At 64.4% G+C, this 25717-nt stretch carries 28 protein-coding genes; 8 read left to right on the top strand and 20 right to left on the bottom strand.

Features of this window, described 5'->3' with window-relative positions:
- Positions 1 to 204: 204 nt before the first annotated feature.
- Positions 205 to 840 carry a CDGSH iron-sulfur domain-containing protein gene (locus tag AADZ90_RS03270; RefSeq protein ID WP_367309191.1) on the bottom strand — a complete coding sequence of 212 codons (636 nt, stop codon included), beginning with the start codon at positions 838 to 840 and terminating at the stop codon, positions 205 to 207.
- A gap of 183 nt (positions 841 to 1023) precedes the next feature.
- Complete coding sequence (gene pip, locus AADZ90_RS03265; RefSeq protein WP_367309192.1) at positions 1024 to 2013, bottom strand: prolyl aminopeptidase; 990 nt, start codon at positions 2011 to 2013, stop codon at positions 1024 to 1026.
- A gap of 46 nt (positions 2014 to 2059) precedes the next feature.
- Between pip and ubiG the strand changes: the two genes are divergently transcribed.
- A complete protein-coding gene (gene ubiG, locus AADZ90_RS03260) occupies positions 2060 to 2800 on the top strand; it encodes a bifunctional 2-polyprenyl-6-hydroxyphenol methylase/3-demethylubiquinol 3-O-methyltransferase UbiG (protein WP_367309193.1) in 741 nt (246 codons plus the stop codon).
- Here the strand turns inward: ubiG and AADZ90_RS03255 are convergent.
- The 4 genes from AADZ90_RS03255 to AADZ90_RS03240 are packed head-to-tail and all read right to left on the bottom strand — an operon-like array spanning position 2797 to position 5073.
- Entirely contained in the window at positions 2797 to 3240 is a 444-nt protein-coding gene (locus tag AADZ90_RS03255; protein WP_367309194.1) for a MarR family winged helix-turn-helix transcriptional regulator, read from the bottom strand. The genes ubiG and AADZ90_RS03255 overlap by 4 nt on opposite strands.
- A complete protein-coding gene (locus tag AADZ90_RS03250; protein ID WP_367309195.1) occupies positions 3237 to 4067 on the bottom strand; it encodes a carbon-nitrogen hydrolase family protein in 831 nt (276 codons plus the stop codon). The genes AADZ90_RS03255 and AADZ90_RS03250 overlap by 4 nt, the downstream gene beginning before the upstream one ends.
- Positions 4064 to 4321 carry a glutaredoxin 3 gene (gene grxC, locus AADZ90_RS03245; protein ID WP_367309196.1) on the bottom strand — a complete coding sequence of 86 codons (258 nt, stop codon included), beginning with the start codon at positions 4319 to 4321 and terminating at the stop codon, positions 4064 to 4066. Before grxC ends, AADZ90_RS03250 begins: the two co-directional genes overlap by 4 nt.
- A 38-nt stretch (positions 4322 to 4359) precedes the next feature.
- Positions 4360 to 5073: a double zinc ribbon domain-containing protein gene (locus AADZ90_RS03240; RefSeq protein WP_367309197.1), complete on the bottom strand. Its 714-nt coding sequence runs from the start codon at positions 5071 to 5073 to the stop codon at positions 4360 to 4362.
- A gap of 29 nt (positions 5074 to 5102) precedes the next feature.
- On the opposite strand from AADZ90_RS03240, the gene AADZ90_RS03235 reads away from it, so the two are divergent.
- Positions 5103 to 5927, top strand: coding sequence for a class I SAM-dependent methyltransferase (locus AADZ90_RS03235; protein WP_367309198.1), 825 nt, complete (start codon positions 5103 to 5105; stop codon positions 5925 to 5927).
- Between the two features lie 47 nt (positions 5928 to 5974).
- Positions 5975 to 7039, top strand: coding sequence for a ferrochelatase (hemH, locus tag AADZ90_RS03230; RefSeq protein ID WP_367309565.1), 1065 nt, complete (start codon positions 5975 to 5977; stop codon positions 7037 to 7039).
- A 49-nt stretch (positions 7040 to 7088) separates the two neighbouring features.
- Here hemH and AADZ90_RS03225 read toward each other — a convergent pair whose 3' ends face one another.
- On the bottom strand, positions 7089 to 7280 hold the full coding sequence (locus AADZ90_RS03225; RefSeq protein WP_367309199.1) for a ferrochelatase: 192 nt from the start codon (positions 7278 to 7280) through the stop codon (positions 7089 to 7091).
- Between the two features lie 142 nt (positions 7281 to 7422).
- Positions 7423 to 8016, bottom strand: a complete 594-nt coding sequence (locus AADZ90_RS03220) for a L,D-transpeptidase (protein WP_367309200.1) — start codon at positions 8014 to 8016, stop codon at positions 7423 to 7425.
- Between the two features lie 169 nt (positions 8017 to 8185).
- On the opposite strand from AADZ90_RS03220, the gene dalA reads away from it, so the two are divergent.
- Positions 8186 to 8710: a divisome-associated lipoprotein DalA gene (gene dalA / locus AADZ90_RS03215; protein ID WP_367309201.1), complete on the top strand. Its 525-nt coding sequence runs from the start codon at positions 8186 to 8188 to the stop codon at positions 8708 to 8710.
- Here the strand turns inward: dalA and AADZ90_RS03210 are convergent.
- From AADZ90_RS03210 to AADZ90_RS03190, 5 genes are all read right to left on the bottom strand, one after another.
- Positions 8707 to 9195, bottom strand: a complete 489-nt coding sequence (locus AADZ90_RS03210; RefSeq protein ID WP_367309202.1) for a L,D-transpeptidase family protein — start codon at positions 9193 to 9195, stop codon at positions 8707 to 8709. The genes dalA and AADZ90_RS03210 overlap by 4 nt on opposite strands.
- A 153-nt stretch (positions 9196 to 9348) precedes the next feature.
- A complete protein-coding gene (locus AADZ90_RS03205) occupies positions 9349 to 10533 on the bottom strand; it encodes a class I SAM-dependent RNA methyltransferase (RefSeq protein WP_367309203.1) in 1185 nt (394 codons plus the stop codon).
- Positions 10534 to 12384 (bottom strand): ABC transporter ATP-binding protein, encoded by a 1851-nt coding sequence (locus AADZ90_RS03200; RefSeq protein WP_367309204.1) that lies wholly within the window; start codon positions 12382 to 12384, stop codon positions 10534 to 10536.
- A gap of 287 nt (positions 12385 to 12671) precedes the next feature.
- Entirely contained in the window at positions 12672 to 13613 is a 942-nt protein-coding gene (locus AADZ90_RS03195) for a helix-turn-helix domain-containing GNAT family N-acetyltransferase (RefSeq protein WP_367309205.1), read from the bottom strand.
- Positions 13614 to 13675: 62 nt separating this feature from the next.
- The gene (locus AADZ90_RS03190) at positions 13676 to 14092 is read right to left on the bottom strand and encodes a nuclear transport factor 2 family protein (protein ID WP_367309206.1); all 417 of its coding nucleotides are present in this window, start codon (positions 14090 to 14092) and stop codon (positions 13676 to 13678) included.
- Between the two features lie 163 nt (positions 14093 to 14255).
- Here AADZ90_RS03190 and AADZ90_RS03185 point away from each other — a divergent pair, with 163 nt between their 5' ends.
- Positions 14256 to 15515 (top strand): alpha/beta hydrolase family protein, encoded by a 1260-nt coding sequence (locus AADZ90_RS03185; protein ID WP_367309207.1) that lies wholly within the window; start codon positions 14256 to 14258, stop codon positions 15513 to 15515.
- Between the two features lie 6 nt (positions 15516 to 15521).
- Here AADZ90_RS03185 and AADZ90_RS03180 read toward each other — a convergent pair whose 3' ends face one another.
- Together AADZ90_RS03180 and AADZ90_RS03175 are read right to left on the bottom strand one after the other, a co-directional pair.
- Positions 15522 to 17366, bottom strand: coding sequence for an ABC transporter ATP-binding protein (locus AADZ90_RS03180; protein WP_367309208.1), 1845 nt, complete (start codon positions 17364 to 17366; stop codon positions 15522 to 15524).
- 76 nt (positions 17367 to 17442) lie between these two features.
- Positions 17443 to 18588, bottom strand: coding sequence for a CCA tRNA nucleotidyltransferase (locus AADZ90_RS03175; RefSeq protein ID WP_367309209.1), 1146 nt, complete (start codon positions 18586 to 18588; stop codon positions 17443 to 17445).
- A 105-nt stretch (positions 18589 to 18693) separates the two neighbouring features.
- Here AADZ90_RS03175 and AADZ90_RS03170 point away from each other — a divergent pair, with 105 nt between their 5' ends.
- Entirely contained in the window at positions 18694 to 20052 is a 1359-nt protein-coding gene (locus AADZ90_RS03170; protein ID WP_367309210.1) for a multicopper oxidase family protein, read from the top strand.
- 3 nt (positions 20053 to 20055) lie between these two features.
- Entirely contained in the window at positions 20056 to 20571 is a 516-nt protein-coding gene (locus tag AADZ90_RS03165) for a hypothetical protein (RefSeq protein ID WP_411996931.1), read from the top strand.
- On the opposite strand, the gene AADZ90_RS03160 is transcribed toward AADZ90_RS03165, so the two are convergent.
- Together AADZ90_RS03160 and hslO are read right to left on the bottom strand one after the other, a co-directional pair.
- The gene (locus AADZ90_RS03160; RefSeq protein ID WP_367309212.1) at positions 20564 to 21163 is read right to left on the bottom strand and encodes a CoA pyrophosphatase; all 600 of its coding nucleotides are present in this window, start codon (positions 21161 to 21163) and stop codon (positions 20564 to 20566) included. The genes AADZ90_RS03165 and AADZ90_RS03160 overlap by 8 nt on opposite strands.
- Positions 21147 to 22151, bottom strand: a complete 1005-nt coding sequence (hslO, locus tag AADZ90_RS03155; RefSeq protein ID WP_367309213.1) for an Hsp33 family molecular chaperone HslO — start codon at positions 22149 to 22151, stop codon at positions 21147 to 21149. The genes AADZ90_RS03160 and hslO overlap by 17 nt, the downstream gene beginning before the upstream one ends.
- A 67-nt stretch (positions 22152 to 22218) precedes the next feature.
- Between hslO and AADZ90_RS03150 the strand changes: the two genes are divergently transcribed.
- Positions 22219 to 22671 (top strand): NUDIX domain-containing protein, encoded by a 453-nt coding sequence (locus tag AADZ90_RS03150; protein ID WP_367309214.1) that lies wholly within the window; start codon positions 22219 to 22221, stop codon positions 22669 to 22671.
- Positions 22672 to 22782: 111 nt separating this feature from the next.
- Here AADZ90_RS03150 and ilvA read toward each other — a convergent pair whose 3' ends face one another.
- From ilvA to AADZ90_RS03135, 3 genes are all read right to left on the bottom strand, one after another.
- On the bottom strand, positions 22783 to 24027 hold the full coding sequence (ilvA, locus tag AADZ90_RS03145; protein WP_367309215.1) for a threonine ammonia-lyase IlvA: 1245 nt from the start codon (positions 24025 to 24027) through the stop codon (positions 22783 to 22785).
- Positions 24020 to 24805 carry a hypothetical protein gene (locus AADZ90_RS03140; protein WP_367309216.1) on the bottom strand — a complete coding sequence of 262 codons (786 nt, stop codon included), beginning with the start codon at positions 24803 to 24805 and terminating at the stop codon, positions 24020 to 24022. The genes ilvA and AADZ90_RS03140 overlap by 8 nt, the downstream gene beginning before the upstream one ends.
- Before the next feature lie 68 nt (positions 24806 to 24873).
- Positions 24874 to 25662: a hypothetical protein gene (locus AADZ90_RS03135; protein ID WP_367309217.1), complete on the bottom strand. Its 789-nt coding sequence runs from the start codon at positions 25660 to 25662 to the stop codon at positions 24874 to 24876.
- Between the last annotated feature and the right edge of the window lie 55 nt (positions 25663 to 25717).

The raw sequence follows: 25717 nt of genomic DNA, 5'->3' as shown, positions 1-25717 counted from the left end.
GCGGCCCGCCCTGTTTCCGGTGGAGCTTCGGGAGTGGACCCCGACGCGCCGCTGTTGAGGGCGATATAGGCAAGCCGCCCCGGGGATGCAAGCGCTTCCTTCCCGTTCCGCCGATCTCAATCCGCGATCCTCCCGAACCGCTCGGGCTCACATCGCAGCCGATCCCGTAAAAAGCGTGACGCGCGGATGCGCGTCTCCGCCGGATCACTCCCCCTCGCGCCACTCCTCATTATAGTGGGTGCCATCGCAATAGGGCTTCATGCCCGACAGGCCGCATCGGCACAGGACGTATTTGTCCTTCGTCATCCCTTCGGCGGGCAAGGGCGCGTCGATCCAGGCGCCGGTAATCCAGTAGGGGCCGTCCTCCTGAACCATCACCGTCACCCGCTCGGGGATCAGCTGCCCGCCGCCCTCGATCTGCAAGGCCCCTGACGGGCAGGCCCGGATCACCGCAGGCAGCTTGTGGTCCTCTGCATCGTCCGGCGTGATCCAGGGCTGGGTGCCCGGGTGAAAGCTCTCGGGCGCCAGGGTCACACATTGCGCCGCGTGCGAACAGACCCTTGGATTATACAGCACCGTCTGCGTCTCGCCCTCGTAGCGGTGCCAGCGATCCTTGCCGGAGGGTTCGTTCTCCGTCCGGCTCTTGAACCCCGCCTTCTCATGGGTTCCGTCGCAGAACGGCTTGTCCGACGACCGCCCGCACCGGCAAAGCGCCATCACCGGCTTGACCTCGATCGGCTGCCCGTCCGGACCGATCATGCCCGTCGCATTCTTGACGACGAGCGGGCCGTCCTCCCGCTCCTCGATGATCGGGCTTTCGCGGTCCTGTCCGTCGGGCATCGGGTCTCTCCTCGTTGCGTGCGTCGCATCAGATAGTGCGCAGGGGTAACGAGGCACGTCGGGGATCGTTCAACGGCTGAACTACTCCGACCATATGCCGACCGAATTCCGACAGGATGCCGCATGGCCGGTTTCGGGAGGAATTTAGACAGTTAACGCCGAGGCCGGATCAGGCGGAAAAATTCAAAGCCCGACGGTCGTCACCTTCTTGGCCAGCGCATCCATGGCCGAAACCAGCTCCGCGCTGATGCCAGGCTCCGACAGCGCGTGCCCGGCCCGCGTCACCATCCGAAGCCGCGCCGCAGGCCAGGCTTGGGCGAGCTTGTAGGCTGATGTCGGCGGGCAGATCATGTCATACCGCCCCTGCACGATGACGCCGGGAATGTGCTCGATCAGCGGCATATCCCGCAGGATCTGCCCGTCATCGTCCAGGAAACCGCCATGGCGGAAGTAGTGATTTTCAAGTCGCGCGAACGCCCTGGCATAATCCGCCGGGCTTTCCGACGCGTTGCCCATGCTGTCGATCGAAGCCAGCGCATTCTCCCACGCCGCCCAGGCCCGCGCATAGCGCGTCTCCTGCATCAGATCGCCCGAGAACAGCCGGCGCGCATATGCATTGATCAGATCCCCCCGCTCGTCATCCGGGATAAGCGAGGTGAACCGCGCCCAAAGCTCCGGCCAGAACCGGCCCGCCCCGCCCCCGTAGAACCAGTCGAGCTCGGCCCGGGTCATCAGGAAAACGCCCCGCAAAATAAGGGCTTGCACGCGATCCGGATGCGTTTGTGTGTAGATCAACCCCAAGGTCGCGCCCCAACTTCCGCCAAAGACCATCCAATCGGTGATCCCCAGGGTCGTGCGGATCCGCTCGATATCGGCGACCAGATGCCAGGTCGTATTCTTCTCGACACTCGCATGGGGCCGCGACCGTCCGCAGCCCCGCTGATCGAACAGGATGACCCTGTAAACCGACGGGTCGAAGTAGCGCCGCATCGCCGGGCTGCACCCGCCGCCGGGGCCGCCATGCAGGACGATCACCGGCAGGCCGTCGCGCCGGCCGCATTGCTCAACGTAGACGCGGTGGCCGTCGCCCATATCCAGCATCCGCTGATCAAACGGATCGATCGGCGGATAAAGATACTGCCCGGTGCCTTTGTGCCCTGCGCTCTTGTCCATACGAATCCTATATAAGACAAGCGAAGCGCTCGCCACGGAGAAACCGATGTCATTGCAAACAACAATTGACCCTCAGGAGGTCGAAAAGTTCGCGGCCATGGCAGCGGAATGGTGGGACCCGGGCGGAAAATTCAAACCGCTGCACCTGATGAACCCCTGCCGGCTGGACTACATCACGTCCCAGATCGCCACCGAATTCGGCCGCGATCTAACCGATTCGGCCCCCTTCACCGACCTCCGCCTCCTAGACATAGGCTGCGGCGGCGGCCTCCTCTGCGAACCGATGGTGCGGCTGGGTGCGACGGTTGTAGGCGCCGACGCAGCCGAGAAAAACATCTCTGTGGCGCGGGTTCATGCAGAGCAGAGCGGGCTTGAGATCGACTATCGCCACTGCACCGCGGAAGACCTCGCGGCGGCTGGAGAGCTTTTCGACGTCCTGCTCAACATGGAGGTTATCGAACATGTCGCAGATTCCGCTGCCTTCCTTTCCGCTTGCAGTGCCCTTCTGAAACCAAGTGGTCTCCACATCTGCTCGACCCTGAACCGCAGCGCAAAAAGCTATGCGGCAGCGATCGTCGGTGCGGAGCAGATCATGCGATGGCTGCCCAAGGGGACCCACGATTGGTCGAAGTTCATCACGCCCGGAGAGCTTGAGACTCTTTTGACGGGGGCCGGGCTCGATCCCGTTGACAAGAAGGGTTTCGTCTTCAACCCGATCTCGTGGAGCTGGCGTATCTCCGACCGGGATCTGAGCGTCAATTACGTGACGAGCAGCCTCAAACCCTAATCATCGGCGAGCCGGATCCGCAGATCCCGCAGGATCGGTACCGCGACCCGCATCTTGTCCGCGCCCATGTCGGCTAGCGCCTCCTGAACAAGCGGAATGATCGCAGAAACCGCCTGATCGCGGGCGACACGTCCCGCCGGGCTGATTGCGACCAGTTTTCGCCGCGCATCGTCCCAGTCCGGGCGGACATGCACGTAGCCCTGCCGCTCCATCCGGGAAAGCGTGTTGCTCAACGCACCGCGGGTCAGATGAAAGGTCTTGGCCAACTGTGCGGGAGTACGTTCGTCACCAATATGGACGAGATGGTTGAGGAGCGTGAAATGAGACAGCTCCATCCCTTTCGGCAAAGCCTTCGAGATCCGGTTTCTCACAAGCTGATCGATCGTCAGAATCTCGCTGAACAGGGATATAGCGAGGCTGATGTCCGGCGCGTTGGTCATGGCGCACTGAAATAGCGGTCATGCTGCCAGGCTGGAACCCGCCTTCGCGCGTCGGCGACTTGCGATAGATCGAGGTCAACCACCGTCACGCCAGTCTCGATGCCGGCATTGGCTAAGACCTCGCCCCAAGGCGACACCACAAGGCTATGGCCATAGGTTTTGCGCGCACGTCCTTCGGTGGCTGGATGCGTTCCCGTCTGGGCCGCGGCAACGACAAACGCCCCGGTTTCGATGGCCCGGGCACGAAGAAGCGGTTCCCAATGGGCTGCGCCGGTGGTCGGCGAAAAAGCGGAGGGGACGAGGATGATGTCTGCGCCGGCCTGCGCCAGTGCCCGATACAGATAAGGAAAGCGCAGGTCATAGCAGATGGTCAAGCCAACCTTAGCTTCTTCGGCCTTTGCGATGACAGCGGCGTTGCCTGGCCGATAGCCGCTCGACTCGGCGTATTTTTCGTTCTTCGAAATGACGACATCGAACATGTGTATCTTGTCATAGCGCGCGACGATCTCTCCCCTCGGATCGATCAGAAAGGACCGGTTTGTAAAACGGCCCGCGGCGTCGTCCGTCTTGAGGGCAAGCGAGCCAAGGTTCAGGAACACGCCATTCGCAACGGCGAATTCCCGTCCGTAGGCCAAATGGCTATCAGCGTCTTCAGGCCGAAGGACTTCGTTTTGCCGGGTTCGGCTTTGCGACAGACAATTCGTCACCTCGGGCGTTGTGATCAACACCGCGCCGCGCTCCATCGCCTCCGACAGAAGAGGTTTCAGCTGCACGAGGTTGGCTTCGGGATCGTCGCCCGAGGTCAGTTGGACAAGCCCGACCTTCACGCGGCGAGCAGCGGGTCGAGCTTGCCAGCCCGCTCCAAGGCATAAAGATCATCGCACCCGCCCACATGGGTTTCGCCGATAAAGATTTGCGGCACCGTGCGGCGGCCACCTGCCCGGTCGATCATCTCCGGCTTGCGGTCAGGGTTAGCCAGAATGTCGATCTCTGAGAATGAAATCCCCTTTTCGGTCAGGAGCCTTTTCGCAGCATGGCAGAATCCGCAGAGCGGGGAGGTATAGATCTCGACGGGTTTCATCGCCGCACGTCTCCTTCATCGGCAAAGACACCCAGTATCTAAGGCGCCTTTGCCACGCGGGCCAGTGTCAGAACGGAAACCTCTGCCGCCCCCGCCTGGAAGAGTGCAACCGTGGCGGCAGCCAGCGTTGCCCCAGACGTCATAACGTCGTCGATCAAAACGGCCTTGCGACCCGCCACCTCTTTGCCGCGTGTCGGATGGGGTTCTATTGCGCCGAGAAGCGTCGCGAACCTGTTTTCGCGCGAATGACCGTCAAGCAGTGGCGTTTTGGACGGTCGGATCAACGTGCGAGGCAGGAAAGTGAAACCACCGCCGCGAGCAACCGCCTTCGCCAGAATAGCTGACTGGTTGTACCGACGGGCGATCCGGCGGCTCCAATGGTTTGGTACCGGGACAACACAGATATCTGGCGACAAAAGCGGTGCGCCGGCCGAAAGCATCCAAGTTGCCATTGGCTGAGCAAGGTCGGTGCGATCGCCGTGTTTTAGGCCAAGGACGAGCCGACGCGCATTGCCGCCGTAGAGAAGGGCAGAACGTCCCTGGCTCCAGGGCCGGGCGACGGTCATGCAATCATCGCAAAGCGAAGTCGGGTGCCCTTCCCCTACCAGAGGCAGCCCGCATGCATCGCAGACGAGCCCCGTGATGAATGGCGTCTCGCGCCAGCAATGCCCGCATAAAGCGAAATCGGCATCTGTCATGGCGTCGCAGGTCAGGCATTGCGGTGGATAAACAAGTCTGACGACGCTTTGCATTGCCTTTCGATCCTCCTAAGTGAGCAGTCATGCGTGAAACGCCAGAGCTGTTCGACCAATCCGCGCTTAAGCGGCAGCGCCGTCAGGCGCATGAGATGTTCCTCCAAAATCGCGCAGCGACTGAGGTCGAAGAAAGACTAAGTGAGATTAACAGGGCGTTTACGGCGCTGGCGGTGATCACGCCTTTCCCGTCCTTGTGGCAGGGTCGCCTGCCTGATGCGCGCATTTTGGCACCTGCGGCGACGCTTGCGTTGGGAGAATCGAGCGCGGATCTGGTGATCCATGGCCTCGCCCTCCATACCGCAGACGATCCGGTTGGCCAGCTGATCCAGGTCCGCCGGGCCCTGAGGCCGGACGGGTTGTTCGTCGGCACGCTTTTTGGAGGACAGACACTTTTCGAGCTTCGCGCATCTCTTGCGGAGGCCGAGGTCGCGCTGACAGGCGGCTTGTCCCAGCGCGTGTCGCCCATGGCCGATATCCGCGATCTGGGAGCGCTTTTGCAGCGCGCGGGCTTTGCTTTGCCTGTCGCCGACACCGATCGAGTGACCGTCGCCTATCGCGATCTGCGGCATCTTAGGAATGACCTGCGGGCGATGGGCGAAGGCAACGCACTGGCCGGACGCCGCAGGACGCCGCCGCCGCGTGATCTGTTCCCGCTGGCCGAGCGTATCTACCGAGAGAAGTTCTCTACCGAGGATGGCAAGCTTGCCGCGACATTCGAAATCGTGACATTGACCGGCTGGGCGCCGGCCCCCGAGCAGCCCCGGCCGCTGCGTCCGGGATCCGCGCAAGCCCGGCTTGCGGATGCGCTAAACACGATCGAAACGGCATTGCCCCGCGGCGAGGACACATGAAAGACGACAAAACGCCAGACGGCGCCCAAGCCGACAAGGGACAAGAGATGTTCGACGCGACACCACAGCAGGCCCAGGTTCCCATTCACGCAGAAGCGGACCATCCGAAGATCAAACCTGCACGGGTCGGGATCCTTCTGGCCAATCTTGGAACGCCGGATGCCACCGATTACTGGTCGATGCGGCGCTATCTGAACGAGTTTCTCTCGGACAAGCGGGTGATCGACTATTCACCGTGGATCTGGCAGCCGCTTCTTCAGCTGATCATCCTCTCGAAGCGGCCCTTCAGTTCAGGCGCCGCCTACAAGTCGATCTGGAATGAGGAGGCCAACGAAAGCCCCCTCATGACGATCACCAAGCAGCAGACCGAAGGTCTGCGTCAAAGGATGCACGAGCAGTACGGCGATCAGGTGCTGGTCGATTTCTGCATGCGCTACGGCAACCCTTCGACGAAGTCGAAGGTGCGCGAGATGGTCGAGGCGGGATGCCGGAAGATTTTGTTTTTTCCGCTTTATCCGCATTACGCTGGCGCGACCTCGGCCACGGCGAACGATCAGTTCTTTCGGGCCCTGATGGAAGAGAAGTGGCAGCCGGTCTCGCGCGTTGTGCAGCCCTATTTCGACCGGCCTTCCTACATTGAGGCGCTCGCGCAATCAATCGAGACAGCCTACGGCGCGCTGGAGAACCGGCCCGACATCCTTGTCTGCTCCTACCATGGGGTGCCCAAGCGCTATCTTCTGGAGGGCGATCCCTATCACTGCCAGTGCCAGAAGACGACGCGCCTGCTGCGCGAGCGGCTGGGCTGGGACGAGACGGAGATCACGACGACGTTCCAGTCCCGCTTCGGGCCGGAGGAGTGGTTGAAGCCCTATACTGTGGAAGAGGTGGCGCGGCTTGCCGAGGATGGAAAGAAGCGGATCGCGGTTTGCGCCCCGGCTTTCTCTGCCGATTGCATCGAAACGCTCGAGGAGATCAACGAAGAGATCCGGGAGAGCTTCGAGGAAGCGGGCGGCGAGGAGTTCACCTACATCCCCTGCCTGAACGACGACGCTGCGCATCTTGATGCGCTGGCCGAGACGATCTCGGACAATCTCAGGGGCTGGCTGGGGTGAGACGGGCAAATGGCGGCCGACGCGGCCGCCATCTCTAATCTAAAGAAAATCAGTCGCTTGCCGCGGCTGCGATGAGCAGGACGGCGAGGATGGGAATGATGATCCCGGGGCGCGAGGAACTGGGCGCGCTGTCGTCGACGATGACGACCGGCTCAGGCTCGATAACCGGCTGGGTCGGGCCACCGGCCGACGCCACGGATGCAGCGCCAGCAAGTACAGCTGCAAGGGCAAATTTCTTCATAGTCTTCTCCAACAAGTGCCTGCCCTCATTGTGAAAACCGAGGCAGAGGCAGGCATGATTCTTGATGCCTCGCCTCGCCGTATATCGCCAGATCGAACAGATTTACAACGTCACGCGCCCTGCTCAATCCCCCATTGAATCGTCAGATCAGCAGAACCTGGGTTCCGTTGTTCGATAGTGCGAAAAGTTCGGAGATATGCTCGTTATAAAGCCCGATGCAGCCGTTCGAGGACCGACGCCCGATCTTGCGCGTGTCGTGCGTGCCGTGGATCCGGTAGTAGGTCCAGCTGAGATAAAGCGCGTGTGTCCCAAGCGGGTTGTCGGGGCCGGGGCCGATGAAGTCGGGCCATTCCGGGTTCCGCCGCTTCATCGCGGGTGTCGGCGCCCAGGAGGGCCCTTCCACCTTGCGGATGACGGAAGTACGGCCGCGGCGCGTCAGATCCTCGGTCAGCGGGACCGAGGTCGGGTAGAGCTTGTAGATCGCCTGATCCTCGGACCAGTAGTGCAGCGCGCGCGACTGAATATCGACGAGAATCGCGCCGTTATTCAGGCTTCCGAAGTAAGGTCGCCAGTCCAGCGTCCGAAAGCTCGAGATGTTGCGGCGCTGCGTATTTGTGACAGCGCTTTCGAATTCCGTTGTCCCGGCAGTCTGCGCGGCAGCGCTGGTTCCGAGTGTGGCAGCTGTTGCGGCGAGAAAGCCGCGGCGGCTCAAAAGCCCGTTCTTGCGAGTATCCATAGGGTCGACCTCTGTCGAATCGGTAAATTCACCGTGCGAAGGTAGGGTCTTCATGCAACGGTCACAAATCAAAGACCTGTAATAGCCCTACGGTTCCGTGAAGCTGGGTTTGATGTGCAACGGGTAAGCGGATATGTGGGGCCTTGGCTGAAGCATCCTTGGGGTCCAGATGGTCCGTTTTCCTTTTCTTATCGCGGTCTTGGTGACATTTCTCGCGGCGTGCGCACCTCCATCGGGCGGTGTGGGCACGTCGGACGACGGGACCCGCGTTTACCGGATCAATACGCGGGACACCGCCGAAATCCAGTTTCGGATGCTTGATAGCGTCAATTCCCTGCGCGAGGCGCGCGGTCTGACCCAGCTTGAGTTGAGTTCCGAGCTGAACGCGGCTGCAGCGACCCATTCGCGGGACATGGCGGTGCAGAACAGGCCCTGGCATTTCGGATCCGATGGCTCTTCGCCCATCGACAGGGTCCGCCGGGTCGGGTTCAACGGCCTGCTGGTCGGCGAAAACATCTCGGAAACCTACGAAACGGAGCTTGAGACGCTGGCGGCCTGGATGGAACTGCGCGACACGCGCGACATCATCCTGGCGCGTGAGGCCCGCACGATGGGTTTTGCCTGGTTCCAGGAGCCCGCGGGCAAGATCTGGTGGACGTTGATCGTCGGCGGCGATCCGGGGCGGTCCTCCTAGGGGAAGATGTTCACCTGCGTGCCGTCCTGCACCATGGCGTAGATCTCTTCCATCTCGCGGTTCGTCACGGCGATGCAGCCCCAGGTCCAGTCATCCTGCTTGCGGAAGCGGCGCGGGGTGCCGTGGATGAAGATGTCTCCTCCGGGGTCGACGCCTAAAGCCTCTGCCTCGGCAAGATCTTCTTCGTTGGGATAGTTTATTCCGATCGAGAGGTGGAAATCGCTGTTCGGATTGCGCCTGTCGACGAAATAGGTGCCCTCGGGCGTCCGGCCGTCGCCTTCCTGATCCTTGTTGCCGATCGGGGCGAAGCCAAGCTCGAATTCGTAGCTGCGCAGGATCTGGTCGTGATGAAGGAGGTGCATCATCCGTTCTTCCTTGAAAACCAGAACGTTAGTGACGTCCGGCCCGTTGTAGGACTGGAACTTCGATCCGGCGCAACCGCTGAGAGCGGCCAGGGCGAGAAGGACAAAGACATAGCGGAACATGGGTAACGACTCGATTGCCTGTTTTTTCTGGTTGAGTGGGCGCTTGGGCGCCGGGGGTGCCTGCGACGCCACTATGCCGATCCGCTGGCCATCACGCTAGGGGGTGCGACGTCTTGAACGCCTTTTTTGCAAGGATTTGCGAGGGGCGCGTGGTCAGGCGCGGGTGAACCGGGCGGCGAGTTCCAGATGGGCGGACCAGCGGAACTGGTCGATCGGCTGCACCCAGTCGAGCTGGTAGCCTCCTTCGGTGAGGCGGCGCGCGTCGCGAGCGAAGGTCACTGGGTTGCAGGAGAGGCCGGCGATAACTGGAGGGCCGGCCTTGGCAATTTCCTCGGTCTGAGCGGCGGCGCCGGCGCGAGGCGGATCGATGACGATAGCGTCGAAGGGGCGGATTTCCATAGCGTCGAGGGGGCGGCGGAAGAGGTCTCGGGGTTCGGTCGTGACCCGTTTGAGACCGGGGGTGTTGCGCCAGCCGGCATCTAGGGCTTTGAGCATGGCGGCTTCGGCCTCGACCGCGTGGATCTCGGCGGTTTCCGCGAGGGGGAGGGTGAAGGTGCCGCAGCCGGAAAAGAGGTCGGCGATGCGGGTGGCGCCTGCGGTGATCTCTTGGGTCGCGGAGAGAAGGGCGGCTTCGCCTTCGCGGGTCGCCTGAAGGAAGGCCCCGGGGGGCGGGACGACACGGGCTTTCCCGAATTGCTGGTGGGCAGTGCCGGTATCGGCGATGGGTTCGTCATTCCAGACGAGGCGGGCCAGCGCGTGGTCTGCGACCAGTCTGGCGGCGGCTTCGCGGAGATCTCGGGTGAGGGATTTGGCCTTGGAAACAAGGATGTCCGGGCCGCCGAGGCTGTCGGTGACGGTCAGGTCGACCTCGGTCTTGCGGGAGGCGGCGAGGCGGGTCAGCGCCTCCAGCGCGGGGAGGGTCGCCTTGAGCGCTGGGCTGAGGATCTGGCAATCGGGAATCGCGACAATCTGGTCGGAGGCCTGACGGTGGAAGCCGACGAGGGCGCCGGACTTGGTGCGGATGCCCGAGAGCTTGGCGCGGCGGCGGCTTTGCGGTGGGGAGGTCTGGATCGGGCGCATGTCGGTCTCAAGACCTTGAGCTTGCAGGGCTTTGGTGACGATGCTGGTTTTCCATTCGGCGACGAAGTCGTCCGAGGCGTGCTGCATCGTGCAGCCGCCGCAGGTTTTGAAATGACGGCAGGACGGTTTAACCCGGTGGGGCGAGGGAGTGAGGATCCGGCCCTCCTCAACCACCTCGCCGGGAAGAGTGCGGGGGATAAGCGTGCCGTCTTCGGTTCGGCCGAGGCCGTGGTGGGTCAGGCTTTTGATTTCAGGCATTTATTCCGCGGCTTCGGTCGTCAGGAAACCACCAGACTGGCGCTGCCAGTAGCGGGCGTAAAGGCCGTTTCGCGCCAGCAGGTCGTCATGGCTACCCTGTTCGGCAATGCGCCCGTCGTCGAGGACGACGATCCGGTCCATCCGCGCGATGGTCGACAGGCGGTGGGCGATGGCGATGACGGTCTTGTCTTCCATCACCGTGTCGAGGGCGGTTTGGATCACCGCCTCGACCTCGCTATCGAGAGCGGAGGTCGCCTCATCCAGGACAAGGATAGGAGCATCCTTGAGAATCGCGCGGGCCAAGGCGATACGCTGGCGCTGGCCGCCGGAGAGCTTCACGCCCCGCTCGCCGAGGAAGGCGTCGTAGCCGGCGTTGTCGCGATGGTCGCGCAATCCGGTAATGAAATCATGGGCTTCAGCGCGCTCTGCAGCGGTGATGACCTCTGCATCAGTCGCATCGCGGCGGCCATAGCGGATGTTGTCGCGGGCGGTCCGGTTGAACATGGCCGTTTCCTGCGTGACCATCCCGATCGCTGCGCGCAGGCTGTCTTGGGTGACGTGCCGGATGTCCTGGCCGTCGATCTCGACCCTGCCTTCTTCGGGATCATAGAGGCGCAGGAGCAGGGAAACGAGCGTGGATTTCCCGGCCCCGGAGGCGCCGACGAGCCCGATTTTTTCGCCCGGTTCGATGGTCAGATCGATGTGTTCGATCCCGCCTTCTTCGCGCCCGTAGGTGAAGCGGAGGTTGCGGAAGGCAATGCGGGAGGCGTTTATTTCCAAGGGTTTGGCATCGTCCGCATCGGTAATCGACGGACGCGGGGTGAGGGTTTTCATCCCGTCTTCGGCCTCGCCCACATTGGCGTAGATCCCCATCAGCGCGAAGCTGACCCAGCCGGTCATCTGGCTGATCCGGAGCGAAACCGTACCAACCGCGGCGATGTCGCCCGGAGTGGCCATACCGGCCTGCCAAAGCAGCAGGACAGAACCCGTCAAGAGCACCGGAAGGAGGGAGGCGATGACGGTCAGGAGGACGCGGAAGAGGGTGGCCATCGTGCCGAATTCGATGATCCGGTCGCGGTAGGTGCGCATGGAGTTGATGGCCGCGGCATCCTCATGCTCGGCATTGGCGAAGAGCTTGACGGTGCGCATATTGGTAATCGTATCAACGACTTGACCCGAGACAGCCGCACGAGCCCCGGCGCGGGCGGCGGAGCGAACGCGGATGCGGGGCAGGAACCACGTGATGAACCACAGATAGCCCGCGAGCCAGATCGCGAGGATCAGGGCGACGCGCCAGTCGATGGTAATGAGGAGCAGCGTGGCCGACGTGAAGGCGGCAAGCGCGAAGATCACCGTGTTGATGCCTTCGACGGCGATTTCCGTCACCGCACGGGAGGTCTGCATCTGCTTTTGCGCGATGCGGCCGGCGAAGTCGTTGTCGAAGAACGTCACCGACTGGCCCAGCGTCCAGCGGTGCAGGCGGGAGAGGACGAGAGGGGTGAGATTGGCCTGCAGGACAATCGATTGGAGGATCGAGAATGTCCCGAAAACGAGCGGGCGGAGGATCAACAGGAAGGCCGCTATGCCTAAGAAAAGAAGAGCGTTTTCGGAGAAGACGGCCTCTGGCCCGCTGGCGAGCGAGGCGTCGATGACACGGCCCAGAAGGATCGCGGCGAGGATGTCGAACGTGCCCGAGATGACGGCGATGACGGTCGCGACGGCAAGGATCGGCCATGCCCCGGCGAGGCACCAGGCGAGGAAGGCGGTCAGGGTGCGCGGAGGTGGCCGTTCAGCCTGGGCGAACGGAGGGATGAGCGCGGCGGCACGGTCTATGATGGCGGGGCGTGTCATGGGCGATCCGGGGATACGCCCCAACCTATGGTCCTGTAGCGGGGTGTCAAAGGCCGTTTGTTAACGGAGGGTGACAGCGGCGGACGGGCGCTTTTTGCGCGGCAACGCGAATCAGGGCGGCTTTCGCAGTTAACACTGGGTTTTCCGGGAAATCGGCGGGTCGGCGATCCGTCGGCATTGCGTCGGACTTCTGTCGGACATGACGCCGTCAGAGGCGGGTGTAACGGACCGCGCGGTGGTTGAGACGCGCAACGCTTTGTAGCCCAGAAAGAAACAGAAGGTCAGATCTAAGTGTGATCGTTGATCCAGACGAAGCGCTGTTCAAGGACCTCTTCACCCCAGTTTGCCGCCCTCTTTTCTTCGGCGAGGCAAAACCCCGCGCGTTCGTAAAGGGCGCGGGCGGTGGTGAGGCCGTCGAAGGTCCAGAGATGCGCCTCTTTGAAGCCGCGGTCACGGAGGAAGGCCATGGCGGTGTCGATGAGGCTTTGCCCGAGACCAGCACCATGAAGGCTGGGGTCAAGGATGAACCAGCGCAGGTGCGCCGTGCCGGGGCCAAGGTCCTGGCCGTCGATACTGACGCCACCCATCACTCGGCGGTTCAGGTCGACATGCCAGGTGGCGTTGTCGGGATGGTTAAGCCGAGGGAGGAAGTCGGCCATATCTGCGGCGACGATGCTTTCGAACCGAGCGCCGAACCCCACGCTGGCGCTGTAATAGCAGGCGTGAAGTTCGGTGATGCGGGCAAGAAGGCCGGGTGTGTAGCCTTCGCGGACGGTCGCCTTCAACGGCATGCTGCCGGTGCGGGCCATATGGAGCGCGCTGGCATAGGCGGTGAGGCCGGTTTCGATGTCTTGAGCCAGCGCCGCGTCGCCGGTTGCGAGGGCGGTGTGGACCTGCCGGTCGCCGAAGGTTTCGATCTGGCTGAGGACTTTGGTGCCTTCGGCCGTGAGGCAAAGCTGTTTTTGCCGCTTGTCCGCGTCGCCGGCCGCCTCGGTGACAAGGGATTTATCGATCAGTGAGCGGACGAGGCGGCTGATCGTCGATTTTTCGAGCAGGAGCAGATCGGAGAGCTGCCTGGCGGTCAGGCCGGGGCTATGGCCGACCTCGATCAGCGCGTGAACGGCGGAGGGGGGCAGGTCGGTCCCGGCAAGCGCGCGGTCCATGAAGCCGAGTTCGCGGACGAGTTGGCGGGAGGCGGCGCGGATCGCTGGGACGAGATCATGCGGCATCGAAACTCCATCAGTTGTATGATACAACTAATGGGGGTGCGAATGTCAGTCAATCCGACCGACTATTCCTCGTCGTCGTCCTCGCCCGGGTCGTCGGTCACATCGCGGACGGTGTAGACGGCGGGGATATCCCAGACCTCGGCCACCTTGCCGTCAACGATCCGCCAGGTGGTGGCGGCGTCGTATTCGAAGAGGCGCCCGCCCCGTTCGAAGGTGACGACGGTTTGCGTGAAGAGAAGCTCGTCACCGATCGTCAGGCCGCCGATCGGATGCGTTTCCAGCGTGCCCTGGGACATCGTCTGCAGCTTTTCGTGCATTTCGCGCAGGCCGTCGAGCCCTTCGTAATCGCCGTGCATATCCGGGGAGGCCGGATTGAACACGTGCCACACGATACTGTCTGCGAAGAAGTGGGCGCAGCTGTCGAGGTCGCTAAGGTCGATCTCTCCCAAAATTTCGAGATTTTCGTCGGCGGAAGTCATCTGGGTACTCGTCCTTATCGTCGTGCAAATGCCGTTCGTGCGGCGTGAACGGATTCTTTGTAGCAAAAACGGGCGGTTCTATGTCGATGGCGTGGAGCGATTGGCCTTACATAGGCACCTTTCCGCGGTATTTCTGCGGCATATCCAACGGGAGGGCATCCGGATGCGGCGGATCATCGGGATCGGTGTGACTTTGTTGGTTCTGGTGGCAGCGGTGGTTGTCGGAATGCGGCATCTGGTACCGGAGCCGGATCTGGGCGCGCTGATCGGCGCCTATCGGACCAGGGACGGCGGGGTCGTGGTGCTGACAGATCTGGGGGACGGGTGCCTGGGCTACGACCTGCCTGATGGGGCGTATGGGTCGGCCTGCGGGAGCGACGGGGTATTTGCCGACGGGGAGGCGCGGGTCACGGCGGATGGGTCGGACGTGTCGATCAAGGCCGGTGGAGCGACCGTTTCGGCGACGCGGGTGGTGGCGGAAGCGGTTCCGGCGCGGTTCGCGTCGGGCGAGCTGGACCTGGCCGGGGAGTTGCTGGTGCCACCGGGAGAGGATGTGGTGCCGTTGGCGATCATGGTGCAGGGGTCATCGGCCAGCAGCGCGCTGCGGGTGAACTGGGAGCGGCATGTGCTGTCGGCGCAGGGGATCGCGACATTCGCCTATGACAAGCGCGGGACGGGGCTGTCCGACGGGCAGTATACGCAGGATTTCGATCTGCTGGCCGCGGATGCGGCAGCGGCGATGGCAGAGGCGCGGCGGTTGCTGGGGGACCGCACCGGAGCGGCGGGCTTCGTCGGGTTCAGCCAGGGGGGCTGGGTCGGGCCCTACGCGGCAACGATGGTCCCGGCGGATTTCGTCGTCGTGGCTTACGGGATGGCGGTGCCGCCCGCGGAGGAAGAGCGGGTGACGATCATGGAGCAGATGGCCGCGGCCGGTCACGGAGAGCCGGTGGTGGAGACTGCAGGCGAGTTAGCGTCGGAGGCGGTTGCGCTGGCTTCGCGTGGGTTCGGGGAGCCTTGGGATGGGTTCAGCGCGATCACCGAGGCCGCGGAGAAGGAGGGCTGGCTCGGCGACCTGCCGGAAGGGAGCCTGACGCAGGCGGTCAGCCGGTTTCCGATGTGGATCACAGCGATGATCTGGCCGTTCTTCGACGACCAGACGTCTTGGTATTACCCAGCGGAGGAGGTTCTGCGGTCGCTGGACCTCCCGCAGCTCTGGCTTCTGGGGGAACTGGACGAGTCGACGCCGATTGGCGGGACGGTCGAGATCCTGGAGGCGATGCAGGTGGAGGGGTTTCCGGTGACGCTGCAGATATTCCCGGGAGCCGGACACGGGATGGTCATGAAGGATGCCGAGGGCACCCGGCTGAACCGGGTGGCCGAGGGGTACATGGCGCGGATCGTGGACTTTGTGACGCTGCAGTAGGGGCGGCTATTCCGCCGCCTCGCCCAGCTTGAGGAAGCCGCCGGATTGGCGTTTCCAGAAGCTGGCATAGAGGCCGTCCTGCGCGAGGAGCGCCTCGTGCGTTCCGTCTTCGACGATGCGGCCGTCATCGATGACGAGGATGCGGTCCATGTGGGCGATGGTCGAGAGGCGGTGGGCGATGGCCAGCACCGTCTTGCCTTCCATCATCGTGGCCAGCGTGCGCTGGATGGACGCCTCGACCTCGCTGTCGAGGGCGGAGGTCGCCTCGTCCAGGATCAGGATCGGGGCGTCCTTGAGGATCACGCGGGCGAGCGCGATCCGCTGGCGCTGGCCGCCCGAGAGCTTGACGCCGCGCTCGCCGACCTTGGCGTCATAGGCGGGGCGGCCCTCGTTATCGGACAGCGTCAGGATGAAGTCGTGCGCCTCGGCCCGGCGGGCGGCGTCGATCATCGCGTCGTCGGAGGCGGACGGATCGCCGTAGAGGATGTTGTCGCGGATCGACCGGTGCAGCAGCGATGTGTCCTGCTGGACCATGCCGATGGCCTTGCGCAGGCTCTCTTGCGTGACGTCGGAGACGTTCTGGCCGTCGATCAGGATACGCCCGCCTTCGGCGTCGTAGAACCGCAGGAGCAGCTTGACGAGGGTCGACTTGCCTGCGCCGGAACGGCCGACAAGGCCGACCTTCTCACCCGGCGCGATGGTGAGCGTGATCCCGTCGAGACCGCCGGAGCCCTGGCCATAATGGTGGGTCAGGTTCTCGATCTCGATCTTGCCATTTGGGACCTCAAGCGGCTTGGCGCCCTTGCTGTCGGTCAGGGCGATGGGCTGGGCGATCGTTTCCATCCCCTCCTGCACGATGCCCATGTTCTGGAAGAAGGACGAGACGGCCCACATGATCCAGCCGGACATGCCGTTGAGCCGCAGGGTCAGCGCGGTTGCGGCGGCGACGACGCCGACGCTGGCGGTGCCGCCGATCCAGAGCGCGACGGCCCAGCCGACGACGCCGAGGATGAGGAAGCCGTTCAGGACCGTCAGAGTGACGTCCATGATCGTGTAGATCCGCATTTCCTTCTGGAAGGTCTCACGAGTCTTGGCGATGGCTTCCTTGGCGTAGTCCAGTTCGCGGTCGTGATGCGCGAAGAGCTTGACCGAATGGATGTTGGTGTAGCTGTCGACGACGCGGCCGGTGGTTTCGGACCGGGCGTCTGACGCCGCCTTGGAGGCCGGGGTGACGCGCTTGATCGTCCAGAGGACGAGGCAGACGTAGAGGCCCAGCCAGCCAATGAGCGGCAGCATCAGGCGCGGATCGGAATCGGCCAGCAGGACGGCGGCGCCGATGACATAGGCCAGCGCGAAGGTGAGCGCGTCGAAGATCTGGAACACGGCCTCGCCCGCCGCCGGCGGGGTTTGCATGATCCGGTTGGAGATGCGGCCGGCGAAATCGTTTTCGAACCAGCCAACGGATTGGCGCAGCACGTGGCGGTGAGCGCGCCAGCGGATCAGCGTGCCGAAGTTCGGCAGGATCGTGTTGTTCAGGATCAGGACGTCGATCGCCTGGATCGCAGGACGCAGGAGGAGGATGAAGAGCGCGATGAAGGCGAGCTCCCACCCGTGGTCGTCGAGCAACGTTTCGGGCGAGGCGCCGGTCAGGATGTCGACGATGCGGCCCATGTAGAAGATCAGCCCGACCTCGATCGCGGCGACCACGATGGACAGAAGCCCGGCAACCCACATGACACGCGTGAAGGGCTGCGCGTAATTGCGCATGAAGGGCCAGAGGCGGGTCGGGGGCCTGTCCGTTTCAGAATAGCTCTGGAACGGGTCGACCAGGTTTTCGAAGAACCGGAACATCAGAATCGCCGGGCTAACGCCCGTCCTTTCTTCGGTCCGGTTTTTCATTTTGCTGACCCAAGGGCAACCCCCGGGATCAGGGGTCTGAGAGGAGTTCCGCCTTTGTCAGCGTGAAACCGGAGGCGATCCAGTCGGCCTCGAGCTGTTTGAGCCTTTGGCCGAGCGCGGGGCCTTGCAGATTGGGGAGGTCGGCGGCCTTGACCGGGAAGATCTGGGCGGCGGCCTCGGGGAGCTTTGCCAGCGTTTGCGGGTCGGGCGGGGCGCCGGTGAGCGCGGCGTGAACGAGGTGGGCGTCGCGCGCGATGTCGGCACCGTGGCGGTAGGCGGTTTCGTTCGGGTCGTCGTTGAGGGCGGTGCGGGTCTGGGCGAGTTGCGCGGCCTCTTTTCGGGAGAGTCGCAGGCGGGCGGTGTCCCCGCCGATGAGCGCGAGGCGGCGGAGGGGCGCGGGCGGGAGGCCGTGGGTTTCTTCCGCCGCGATCAGGACGGGCATCGCGGTGGTGTCGGCGCCGGGCAGGAGGCGGGTCAGGAGGCCTGCCTGGGCCATCGCGGCGAGGGACGGCGCCGGGTCCGGGGCTGCGAGGAGTTTGAGGAGTTCCGCCGTGATCCGCTCCTGCGAGAGGGTATCGGTCAGGGGGGCCAGTTCGGCGCAGGCGGCGTAGCCGTCCGGGTCGAGACCCGCGGCGGGGTCGCCGTACCACGCGTGGAAGCGGAAGAAGCGGAGGATGCGGAGGGCGTCTTCTTTGATACGGGTCGCGGGGTCTTCGATGAAGCGGAGGATGCGGGCCTTGAGGTCGGGCAGGCCGCCCAACGGGTCGACGATATTGCCTTCGGGATCGGCGTAGAGCGCGTTCATGGTGAAGTCGCGGCGGCGGGCGTCTTCGGTGAGGGAGGTGCCGAAGGCGACGGTGGCGCGGCGGCCATCGGTGGCGACGTCCTGGCGGAAGGTCGTGATCTCGACCGGCAGGCCGTCGGTGATGATGGTGACGGTGCCGTGGTCGATGCCGGTGGGGACGGCTTTGAGGCCGTCGGCCTCGGCCGCTTCGGTGACCTCGTCGGGGTGCGCATTGGTGGCGATGTCGAGGTCAGCGACGGGCGCGCCGATCAGCGTGTTGCGGACACAGCCGCCGACGAAATAGGCCTGATGGCCGCGGCTGGTCAGCGCGGCACAGACGCGCTGGGCGCGGGGGTCGGTCAGCCAGTCGGCGGTGATGTTCTGTGACATGGCCTACGGTGTCCTATGGGTGCGGCGGGGTGTCCAGAGGGGGATGTGGGGATTGCCGGGATAGGCCTTGCCTTCATATCAAGGGGAGACAGCGGGGAGAGACGCATGAGGATCACACGACGGGCGTTCATGGGCAGTGCGGCGGCGGGGCTGGTGGCGCGGCCGGGCTGGGCGGACGGATTTGCGGAATTGCGGGCGGCGCCGGCAGCGGTTCAGATCGCACCACAGGAGTACGCGCCGACGCCGGTCTGGGCCTATGGCGGGCAGGTGCCGGGCGCGGCGATCCGGGTGCGGCAGGGGGACCGGGTGCAGCGGCGGCTGGTCAACGGGCTGGATCAGCCGACGACGGTCCATTGGCATGGGCTGCGGATCGCCAATGCGATGGACGGCGTGCCCGGGATGACCCAGGATGCGGTCCCGCCAGGGGGGACCTTCGATTACGACTTCGTCGCGCCGGATGCCGGGACCTACTGGTACCACCCCCATAACCGGACTTGGGAACAACTGGCCCGCGGTCTGGCCGGGCCGCTGATCGTGGAAGAGGCGGAAGCGCCGGAGGTGGACGGCGAGCATGTGCTGGTCTTCGATGATTGGCGGCTGGAGCCGGACGCCACGCTGAGCGAAAGCTTCGGGAACATGCATGATCTTTCCCATGGCGGGCGGATCGGGAACTGGGTGACGGTCAATGGCGTGGGTGAATGGGCCGGGACGGCGCAGCGGGGGGACCGGCTGCGGCTGCGGCTGATCAATGCGGCGACGGCGCGGATCTTTTCGCTGGGGCTGGAGGGGTTCGATGCCTGGGTGGTGGCTTTGGACGGGCAACCCTTGGAGGTGCCGCAGCGGGTGGAGCAGGTGGGGCTCGGGCCCGCCCAGCGCGTCGATCTGATCGCGGATGTGACCGGCACGGACGAGGCGATGATCATCAGCTACGAGGCGGATGGCGGCTATGCGGTGGCAGCCTTTGCGGTCTCGGGCGACGGGGCGGCACGGGACGCGGCGCCGGTAGCGTTACCGCCGAACCCGGTGCCGGCGCTGGGATCACTGGACAATGCGCCGGTGGCCGAGCTGCGCATGGAAGGCGGCGCGATGGGCCGGATGCGGGGCGCGATGCTGGGGGGCGAGCAGGTGCCGATGCGGGAGTTGGTCGGCGCAGGCAAGGCCTGGGCGCTGAACGGGATGGCGGATATGCCGGAGGAACCCTTGATCGAGGCGGCCTTGGGCGAGACGGTGCGGGTGCGGATGATCAACGACACCGCCTGGCCGCATGCGATGCATCTGCACGGGCACCACTTCCGGCAGCTGCGGGCCGATGGGCCGGGGCCGCTGCGCGACACGATCCTGATGCAGCGGGGGGAGACGGTTGAGGTCGCCTTCGTCGCCGACAATCCCGGGGACTGGCTGTTCCATTGCCATATGGTGGAGCACTCGGCCGCCGGGATGATGACGTGGATGCGGGTGGTTTGAGGGATGGCTGCTTCTGTGATGCGGGGCCTTCTGCTCGCAGGTACTCTCAGTTGGTTTGGCGGGGATGTGGCCGCGAACACCTGTGACCCTTGGCAATATACCGATGAAGGCGGGACCGCTGGCGGAAGCCACGAAGCTTACTTGAGATGTCACGGCGAGGTTCGGTTGATGCTCATCTGCCATCTAGGCGATACCGGCGTCATCTATGCCTCGGAAGGGGCAATGGACGAGACGGTGCCGTATGATGAGAAGAACAGACTCCGTTTCGATTTTTCGAGTGGCAGTTTTGAGGCTGACGCAAGCCTTGACGGATGGCTGGGCTGGTATTTCCCCTTGGGACATATTCGGGACGGTCTGCGGCCGTCACACCCGTTTGTCGCGGCTGTTCGGCAGAATGCCGAGGTGACGGTTTCCGGGTCACGGGGAGCCCCGCGGGAGACCTATCCGCTAAGGGGCTCGAGCGGGGCTATAGACCAGATGTTCGACCAGTGCAGACAGCATATGGAAGAGCTCAACTGAGCCGCTCCGCGAGCGCACGAAGGATGCGGGCGGTGGCGCCCCAGATGTAATAGGGGCCGTAAGGCACGGTGTAGAAGTGGCGGGGTTTGCCCTGCCATTGGCGCGCTTCGATGCGGAAATTGGCCGGGTCGGTGGCGTGGGTGAGGGGCACGCGGAAGATCTCGTCGACTTCGCCCGGTTCGGGGATCGGGTCGAAGGGCGCGGTGACGTGGCCGATGATGGGGGTCACGGTGAAGCCGGTGACGGTCTCGTGGGGCGGCATCTCTCCGATCAGGTCGACATGGGTCTCGGGCAGGCCGGTTTCCTCGCGCGCTTCGCGGAGGGCGGTGGCGGTGAGCGTCGGGTCGGTCGGGTCCTGCTTGCCGCCGGGGAAGGCGATCTGGCCCGGGTGCATCTTGAGCGCGTGGCTGCGTTTGGTCAGCAGGATCTGGAACCCTGACCCGGTTTCGATCAGGGGAACCAGGACCGCGGCGTGGCGCAGCTTGCGCGTGGGCGGAAGCTGGATATCGGCGTTGAGGTCGTAATCAGAGGAGGGGGGACCGGGCCGCCGGAGGGCGGCCGCGATCCGGGCGAGGTCATCCTTTGCCGTCACGGCGCCTCTCTTCCGCCTCGAAGCCCAGTGTCTCGGGCTGGAACTCGTAATGGGCGCCGCAGAACTGGCAATCGGCGGTGACGATGCCGTCATCCGTCGTCATGTGGCCGATATCGCGGTCGGAATAGATCGACAGGCTTTCGCGCACACGCTCGGCCGAGCAGGTGCAGCCGAAGCGCACCGGCTGGGGGTCGAAGACGCGCGGCGTTTCCTCGTGGAACAGCCGGACGAGCAGGTCGGTCGGCTGGACGGTCGGGCCGATCAGTTCAAGCTCGTCGACCGTATCGAGGAGAAGGTTGGCGCGCGACCAGTTCTCTTCATCCTCACCGTCCAGCATGTCGGAGGCGGTCAACAGCCCGCCATCGGCACTGCCGCCGTCGCCTTTGGCGAAAGGGCTGGCCTTGGGCATGTGCTGGAGCATGACACCACCGGCGCGCCACGTCTCGGGCCCACCGGGCTGCTGCGAGCGGCCGAAGGAGAGTTCGAACCGGGTGGGCAGCTGTTCGGACTGGGCAAAGTAGGTCTCGGCACATGACGCAAGAGAGCTGCCCGCGATCGGGGTGATGCCCTGATAGGGGGTCATGCCCTCGCCCTGGTCGATCAGGATCGCAAAGTATCCTTTGCCGATCAGCTCGAACGGGGGGACGGCGGCGTTCAGACGCTCTTCATCATAGCTGGCCCAGGCGCGGATCCGCGCGGGCCCGTCTTCGGTTTCGGGCGCGTAGTAATCCGTCGCGATCAGGCGCGCGGGGCCGTCGCCGCGGACCTGGAGCGACAGCTTCCAGCGGAGCTTGACGGTCTGGCCGATCAGCGCGGTAAGGAGCGCCATTTCGGCCACCAGCGCCTCGATCTGGGGCGGGTAATTGTGCTGGGCGAGGATCGCGTCCAGCGTGCCGTCGAGCCGCGCGGTGCGGCCACGGATATCGGATATGTCTAGCTGAAACGGCAACACGGTGTCGTCCCAGGCTATTTGGGAGCCAAGGGTCATTGGGCTTTCCTCACTGGCCGGGGATTGGCATACCGGCCCAATATAGGAGCGGCAAGCGGGCAACCAAGTGATCCGGCGATATGGAGAGATACCGCGGCGCGGGCAGCGCTATCGCACGCGGCCGGGGGTCTATGCGGTTCTGCCGATGCCGTCCGGGGTGCTTTTGACCGTGCAGGCGGGAGACGAGCCGGAGCTGCAATTGCCGGGCGGCGGGGTCGATCCGGGGGAGCAGCCGGTGCGGGCGCTGCACCGGGAGGTCTACGAGGAAACGGGCTGGCTGATTGCGCGGCCCCGGCGGCTGGGGGCGTTCCGGCGGTTCACCTGGATGCCGGAATATGAGCTGTGGGCCGAGAAGATCTGTGCCGTATATGTGGCCGACCCGGTTCGGGCGCTGGGCCCGCCGCTGGAGGCGGATCATGTGGCGGTGGTGTTGCCGGTGGAGGAAGCGGCTGTGCTGCTGGATGACGTTTGTGGCGGGGCTGCGGTGCGGGAGCTGGTGCGGACGCGGTTGGCTGTGTGAATGGTGGGGAAATCACCCATCCTACGCCGGCTTCACTTGTCGGACTGAGCGATGAGGGCAGCGGCCGACCCGACGGGGCGGGTCGGATGAGCGGCGTGTTCGCTTAAAGTCCTAGATCAGGAACTCGGCCAGCGTCGGGTCGTCGGTGATGTCGCGGTAGACGAAGCCCTGCGCGTCGAGGCGGCCGAAGAGGGTGGCGAAGTTCGCGGGATCCGTGGTTTCGATCCCGATCAGGACCGAGCCGTAATTGCGGGCGGATTTCTTGAGATATTCGAAGCGCGCGATGTCGTCGTGCGGGCCGAGGACTTCGAGGAAATCTCGGAGGGCGCCGGGGCGCTGGGGCAGGCGGAGGATGAAGTATTTCTTGAGGCCGAGGCTGCGCTGGGCGCGTTCGCGGACCTCTGGCAGACGCTCGAAATCGAAGTTGCCTCCGGTGGTGACGCAGACGACGCGGCGGCCCTTGATCCGGTCCGCCATGTCGCGAAGGGCATCGATCGAGAGCGCGCCTGCAGGTTCGAGGACGATGCCTTCGATATTCAGCATCTCTATGATGGTGGCGCAAAGCCGGTCTTCCGGGATTGCATGGAGCGCGCTCGGATCGACATCGGCGAGGCGGGCGAAGGGATGCGCCCCGATCCGGGCGACGGCGGCGCCGTCGACGAAGGTGTCGAGGGTGGGCAGCGTGACCGGCTGCCCGGCCTCAAGCGCAGCGCGCAGGCTTTGGCCGCCCTTCGGTTCGACATAGGCGAGCTCGGGCAGGGTGCCCTTGGCCTGCCAATAGGTGCGCATGCCGGAGGACAGGCCACCTCCGCCCACCGGAAGGACCACGAGATCGGGCCGGTCGGGAAGCTGGTCGTCGATCTCGATCGCGACGGAGGCCTGCCCCTCGATCACGTCATCATCGTCGAAGGGCGACAGGAAATGCGCGCCGGTCTGGTTGCAATGGGCCTTGGCAGCGGCGAGGCTATCGTCGAAATAGTCCCCCGTCAGTTCGATCGAGACATTGCCGCCGCCGAAGATGCGGGTCTTTTCGATCTTCTGGGCGGGGGTCGTGACGGGCATGAAGATCGTGCCCTCGGCCCCGAAGTGATTGCACATGTAGGCGACGCCCTGGGCATGGTTGCCCGCAGAGGCGCAGACGAAGCGGGTCTTGCCGTGGGCGATCTGCTTGCGCATCGCGTTGAAGGCGCCGCGGATCTTGTAGGAGCGGACGGGCGACAGATCCTCGCGCTTGAGCCAGATCTCGGCGCCGTATTTGGCCGAGAGGTGGGCGTTGGGCTGAAGCGGCGTTTCGGGGAAGACCGTGCGCATCGCCTTGGCGGCGGCCTGCCCCCCCGTCACGGGGTCGTCAGGCAAAATCGCGACCTTCGATGTAGTGGCCGTAGATCGTGGTCAGGATCGAGGCGTAGACCAGCGTGAAGAGGACGTTGGGGATCGCGAAGAGGACCGGTTGGATCACGGTCGGGAAGATCGAGAAGATGGCACCGAGGATCAGCGCGATCACGAAGGCCGCGACGGTCGAGATCAGGGCGAGGACGATCATGATGAGCGTCGTGCCTTCGGTCGCCTTCCAGACCGCGCCGAGCCCTTCGGCCTTGCCGATGGCAGCGGCGGGCAGGACGGCGGAGAGGCGGTAGGAGGCGGCGACGGCGGCAACGATCGCGACCATCACGAGCGGGATGCCGAGGGCCGGGACCACCGCGGCGAAGATGATCGGGATGAAGAGGACAAGGGCGAGGATCAGGCCGATCAGGACGCCCCAGCCGAGATAGGCCAGGACCCGGCCCGGCGGCGCGTCGGCTGCTTTCGCGTCACCGCCGGAGAGAACGTAGCGGTGCCATGCGACGGCGACCCAGAGTGTCGCGAGGAGTTGGGCAATGCCAACCAGCGCGTTGGGGCCGGAAAGCGCCGTCATGATCTCTCTCTGCTCGTCGCTCATCGCGTCGGGATCGAGCGATGGCATCATGGCGGGCTGGTTCAGCACCGTTTCGAGGGGCACGCCAGACATCGCGGAGATGATATAGGGCCCGGCAACGACCAGAATGATGAGCGGTGCGGCGATGCGCGGCAGCACGTTGAGGCTGCGGAAGACCATCCGCACCGCGTGGGAAAAGATCGCCCAGGCCTTGTCCATCACCGTTCCTCCGCTCGCGAGATGCTGGGCCGACCTGACATCGGCGCGACCGGAAGGTCAACCGGGCGTCAGGGCAGCGGCCGCCCCTCGATCAGGTGGCCGTAGAGCGTGGTGACGATGGAGACGCCGATGAAGATCATCAGCCAGTCGATCATCAGCCCCGCGAAGGCGCCGACGATCGTGGGGCCGAGCGTGCGGCCGACGAGGATCCAGCCGGCCACCTTGATGAGGATCAGAAGGCCGGAGAGGACAAGGATGGTCCGACATGCGGGGCGGGTCTCGGCCCAGGACTGGCGCAGGGAAACGGGCCGACCGACGGCAGCAGCCGGCAGGATCAGGGCCAGCCGCAGCCCGATCGCCAGCACGAGGGCGAAGCAAACCAGGCAGATGCCCCAGCCGATCACCATACCCATCGCGGTGTCGATCATCGCAAGCCGGATCAGCAGCAGTGCGGCCCACATCGCAGGGATCGTCAGAAGCATCGTCAGCCCGCCGAGGAGCAGCGTTCGCCAGAGATAGCCCCAGAGCGATGCGGCGGGGACCCGGGGCAGGAGCGCCGGATACTCCTCAAGCAGGATGAACCGGTGCCAGAGGACGGCGATCCAGGAGAAGACGAAGAGCAGAATCGCGAGCGTCGCCACGGTGGCTGCCACAACGGGCATCATCAGGTCGGGATCACTGGCCCAGCCACCATAGGCCGCGCCGATGCGACTTTCGGTCAATGGAATCGCGAGGATGAAATCGATGACGCCGTAAAGGGCCAGACCGAGGACGATGGGAGCGAGGGAGAGTTTGATGACTTCGATGAAATTACGGAACACCATCGCAATGGCGTGCCGGAAGATAGCCAATGCCATGCCAAAAATAGCCTTTACCAGTGCCCCCGAGGGCTTTTGACATTCGCGCGACGTG

The sequence above is a fragment of the Aestuariibius violaceus genome (assembly GCF_040779325.2).
GTDB classification, from domain to species: Bacteria; Pseudomonadota; Alphaproteobacteria; order Rhodobacterales; family Rhodobacteraceae; genus Aestuariibius; species Aestuariibius violaceus.
This window is presented reverse-complemented; position numbering and strand designations above follow the sequence as displayed.

Bases quoted from the DNA above. Each gene is read 5' to 3' on its own strand.
- AADZ90_RS03270 (WP_367309191.1), bottom strand. From the start codon at position 840: ATGCCCGACGGACAGGACCGCGAAAGCCCGATCATCGAGGAGCGGGAG.
- pip (WP_367309192.1), bottom strand. From the start codon at position 2,013: ATGGACAAGAGCGCAGGGCACAAAGGCACCGGGCAGTATCTTTATCCG.
- ubiG (WP_367309193.1), top strand. From the start codon at position 2,060: ATGTCATTGCAAACAACAATTGACCCTCAGGAGGTCGAAAAGTTCGCG.
- AADZ90_RS03255 (WP_367309194.1), bottom strand. From the start codon at position 3,240: ATGACCAACGCGCCGGACATCAGCCTCGCTATATCCCTGTTCAGCGAG.
- grxC (WP_367309196.1), bottom strand. From the start codon at position 4,321: ATGAAACCCGTCGAGATCTATACCTCCCCGCTCTGCGGATTCTGCCAT.
- AADZ90_RS03240 (WP_367309197.1), bottom strand. From the start codon at position 5,073: ATGCAAAGCGTCGTCAGACTTGTTTATCCACCGCAATGCCTGACCTGC.
- AADZ90_RS03235 (WP_367309198.1), top strand. From the start codon at position 5,103: ATGCGTGAAACGCCAGAGCTGTTCGACCAATCCGCGCTTAAGCGGCAG.
- hemH (WP_367309565.1), top strand. From the start codon at position 5,975: ATGTTCGACGCGACACCACAGCAGGCCCAGGTTCCCATTCACGCAGAA.
- AADZ90_RS03225 (WP_367309199.1), bottom strand. From the start codon at position 7,280: ATGAAGAAATTTGCCCTTGCAGCTGTACTTGCTGGCGCTGCATCCGTG.
- AADZ90_RS03220 (WP_367309200.1), bottom strand. From the start codon at position 8,016: ATGGATACTCGCAAGAACGGGCTTTTGAGCCGCCGCGGCTTTCTCGCC.
- dalA (WP_367309201.1), top strand. From the start codon at position 8,186: ATGGTCCGTTTTCCTTTTCTTATCGCGGTCTTGGTGACATTTCTCGCG.
- AADZ90_RS03210 (WP_367309202.1), bottom strand. From the start codon at position 9,195: ATGTTCCGCTATGTCTTTGTCCTTCTCGCCCTGGCCGCTCTCAGCGGT.
- AADZ90_RS03205 (WP_367309203.1), bottom strand. From the start codon at position 10,533: ATGCCTGAAATCAAAAGCCTGACCCACCACGGCCTCGGCCGAACCGAA.
- AADZ90_RS03200 (WP_367309204.1), bottom strand. From the start codon at position 12,384: ATGACACGCCCCGCCATCATAGACCGTGCCGCCGCGCTCATCCCTCCG.
- AADZ90_RS03195 (WP_367309205.1), bottom strand. From the start codon at position 13,613: ATGCCGCATGATCTCGTCCCAGCGATCCGCGCCGCCTCCCGCCAACTC.
- AADZ90_RS03190 (WP_367309206.1), bottom strand. From the start codon at position 14,092: ATGACTTCCGCCGACGAAAATCTCGAAATTTTGGGAGAGATCGACCTT.
- AADZ90_RS03185 (WP_367309207.1), top strand. From the start codon at position 14,256: ATGCGGCGGATCATCGGGATCGGTGTGACTTTGTTGGTTCTGGTGGCA.
- AADZ90_RS03180 (WP_367309208.1), bottom strand. From the start codon at position 17,366: ATGTTCCGGTTCTTCGAAAACCTGGTCGACCCGTTCCAGAGCTATTCT.
- AADZ90_RS03175 (WP_367309209.1), bottom strand. From the start codon at position 18,588: ATGTCACAGAACATCACCGCCGACTGGCTGACCGACCCCCGCGCCCAG.
- AADZ90_RS03170 (WP_367309210.1), top strand. From the start codon at position 18,694: ATGAGGATCACACGACGGGCGTTCATGGGCAGTGCGGCGGCGGGGCTG.
- AADZ90_RS03165 (WP_411996931.1), top strand. From the start codon at position 20,056: ATGGCTGCTTCTGTGATGCGGGGCCTTCTGCTCGCAGGTACTCTCAGT.
- hslO (WP_367309213.1), bottom strand. From the start codon at position 22,151: ATGACCCTTGGCTCCCAAATAGCCTGGGACGACACCGTGTTGCCGTTT.
- AADZ90_RS03140 (WP_367309216.1), bottom strand. From the start codon at position 24,805: ATGGACAAGGCCTGGGCGATCTTTTCCCACGCGGTGCGGATGGTCTTC.
- AADZ90_RS03135 (WP_367309217.1), bottom strand. From the start codon at position 25,662: ATGGCATTGGCTATCTTCCGGCACGCCATTGCGATGGTGTTCCGTAAT.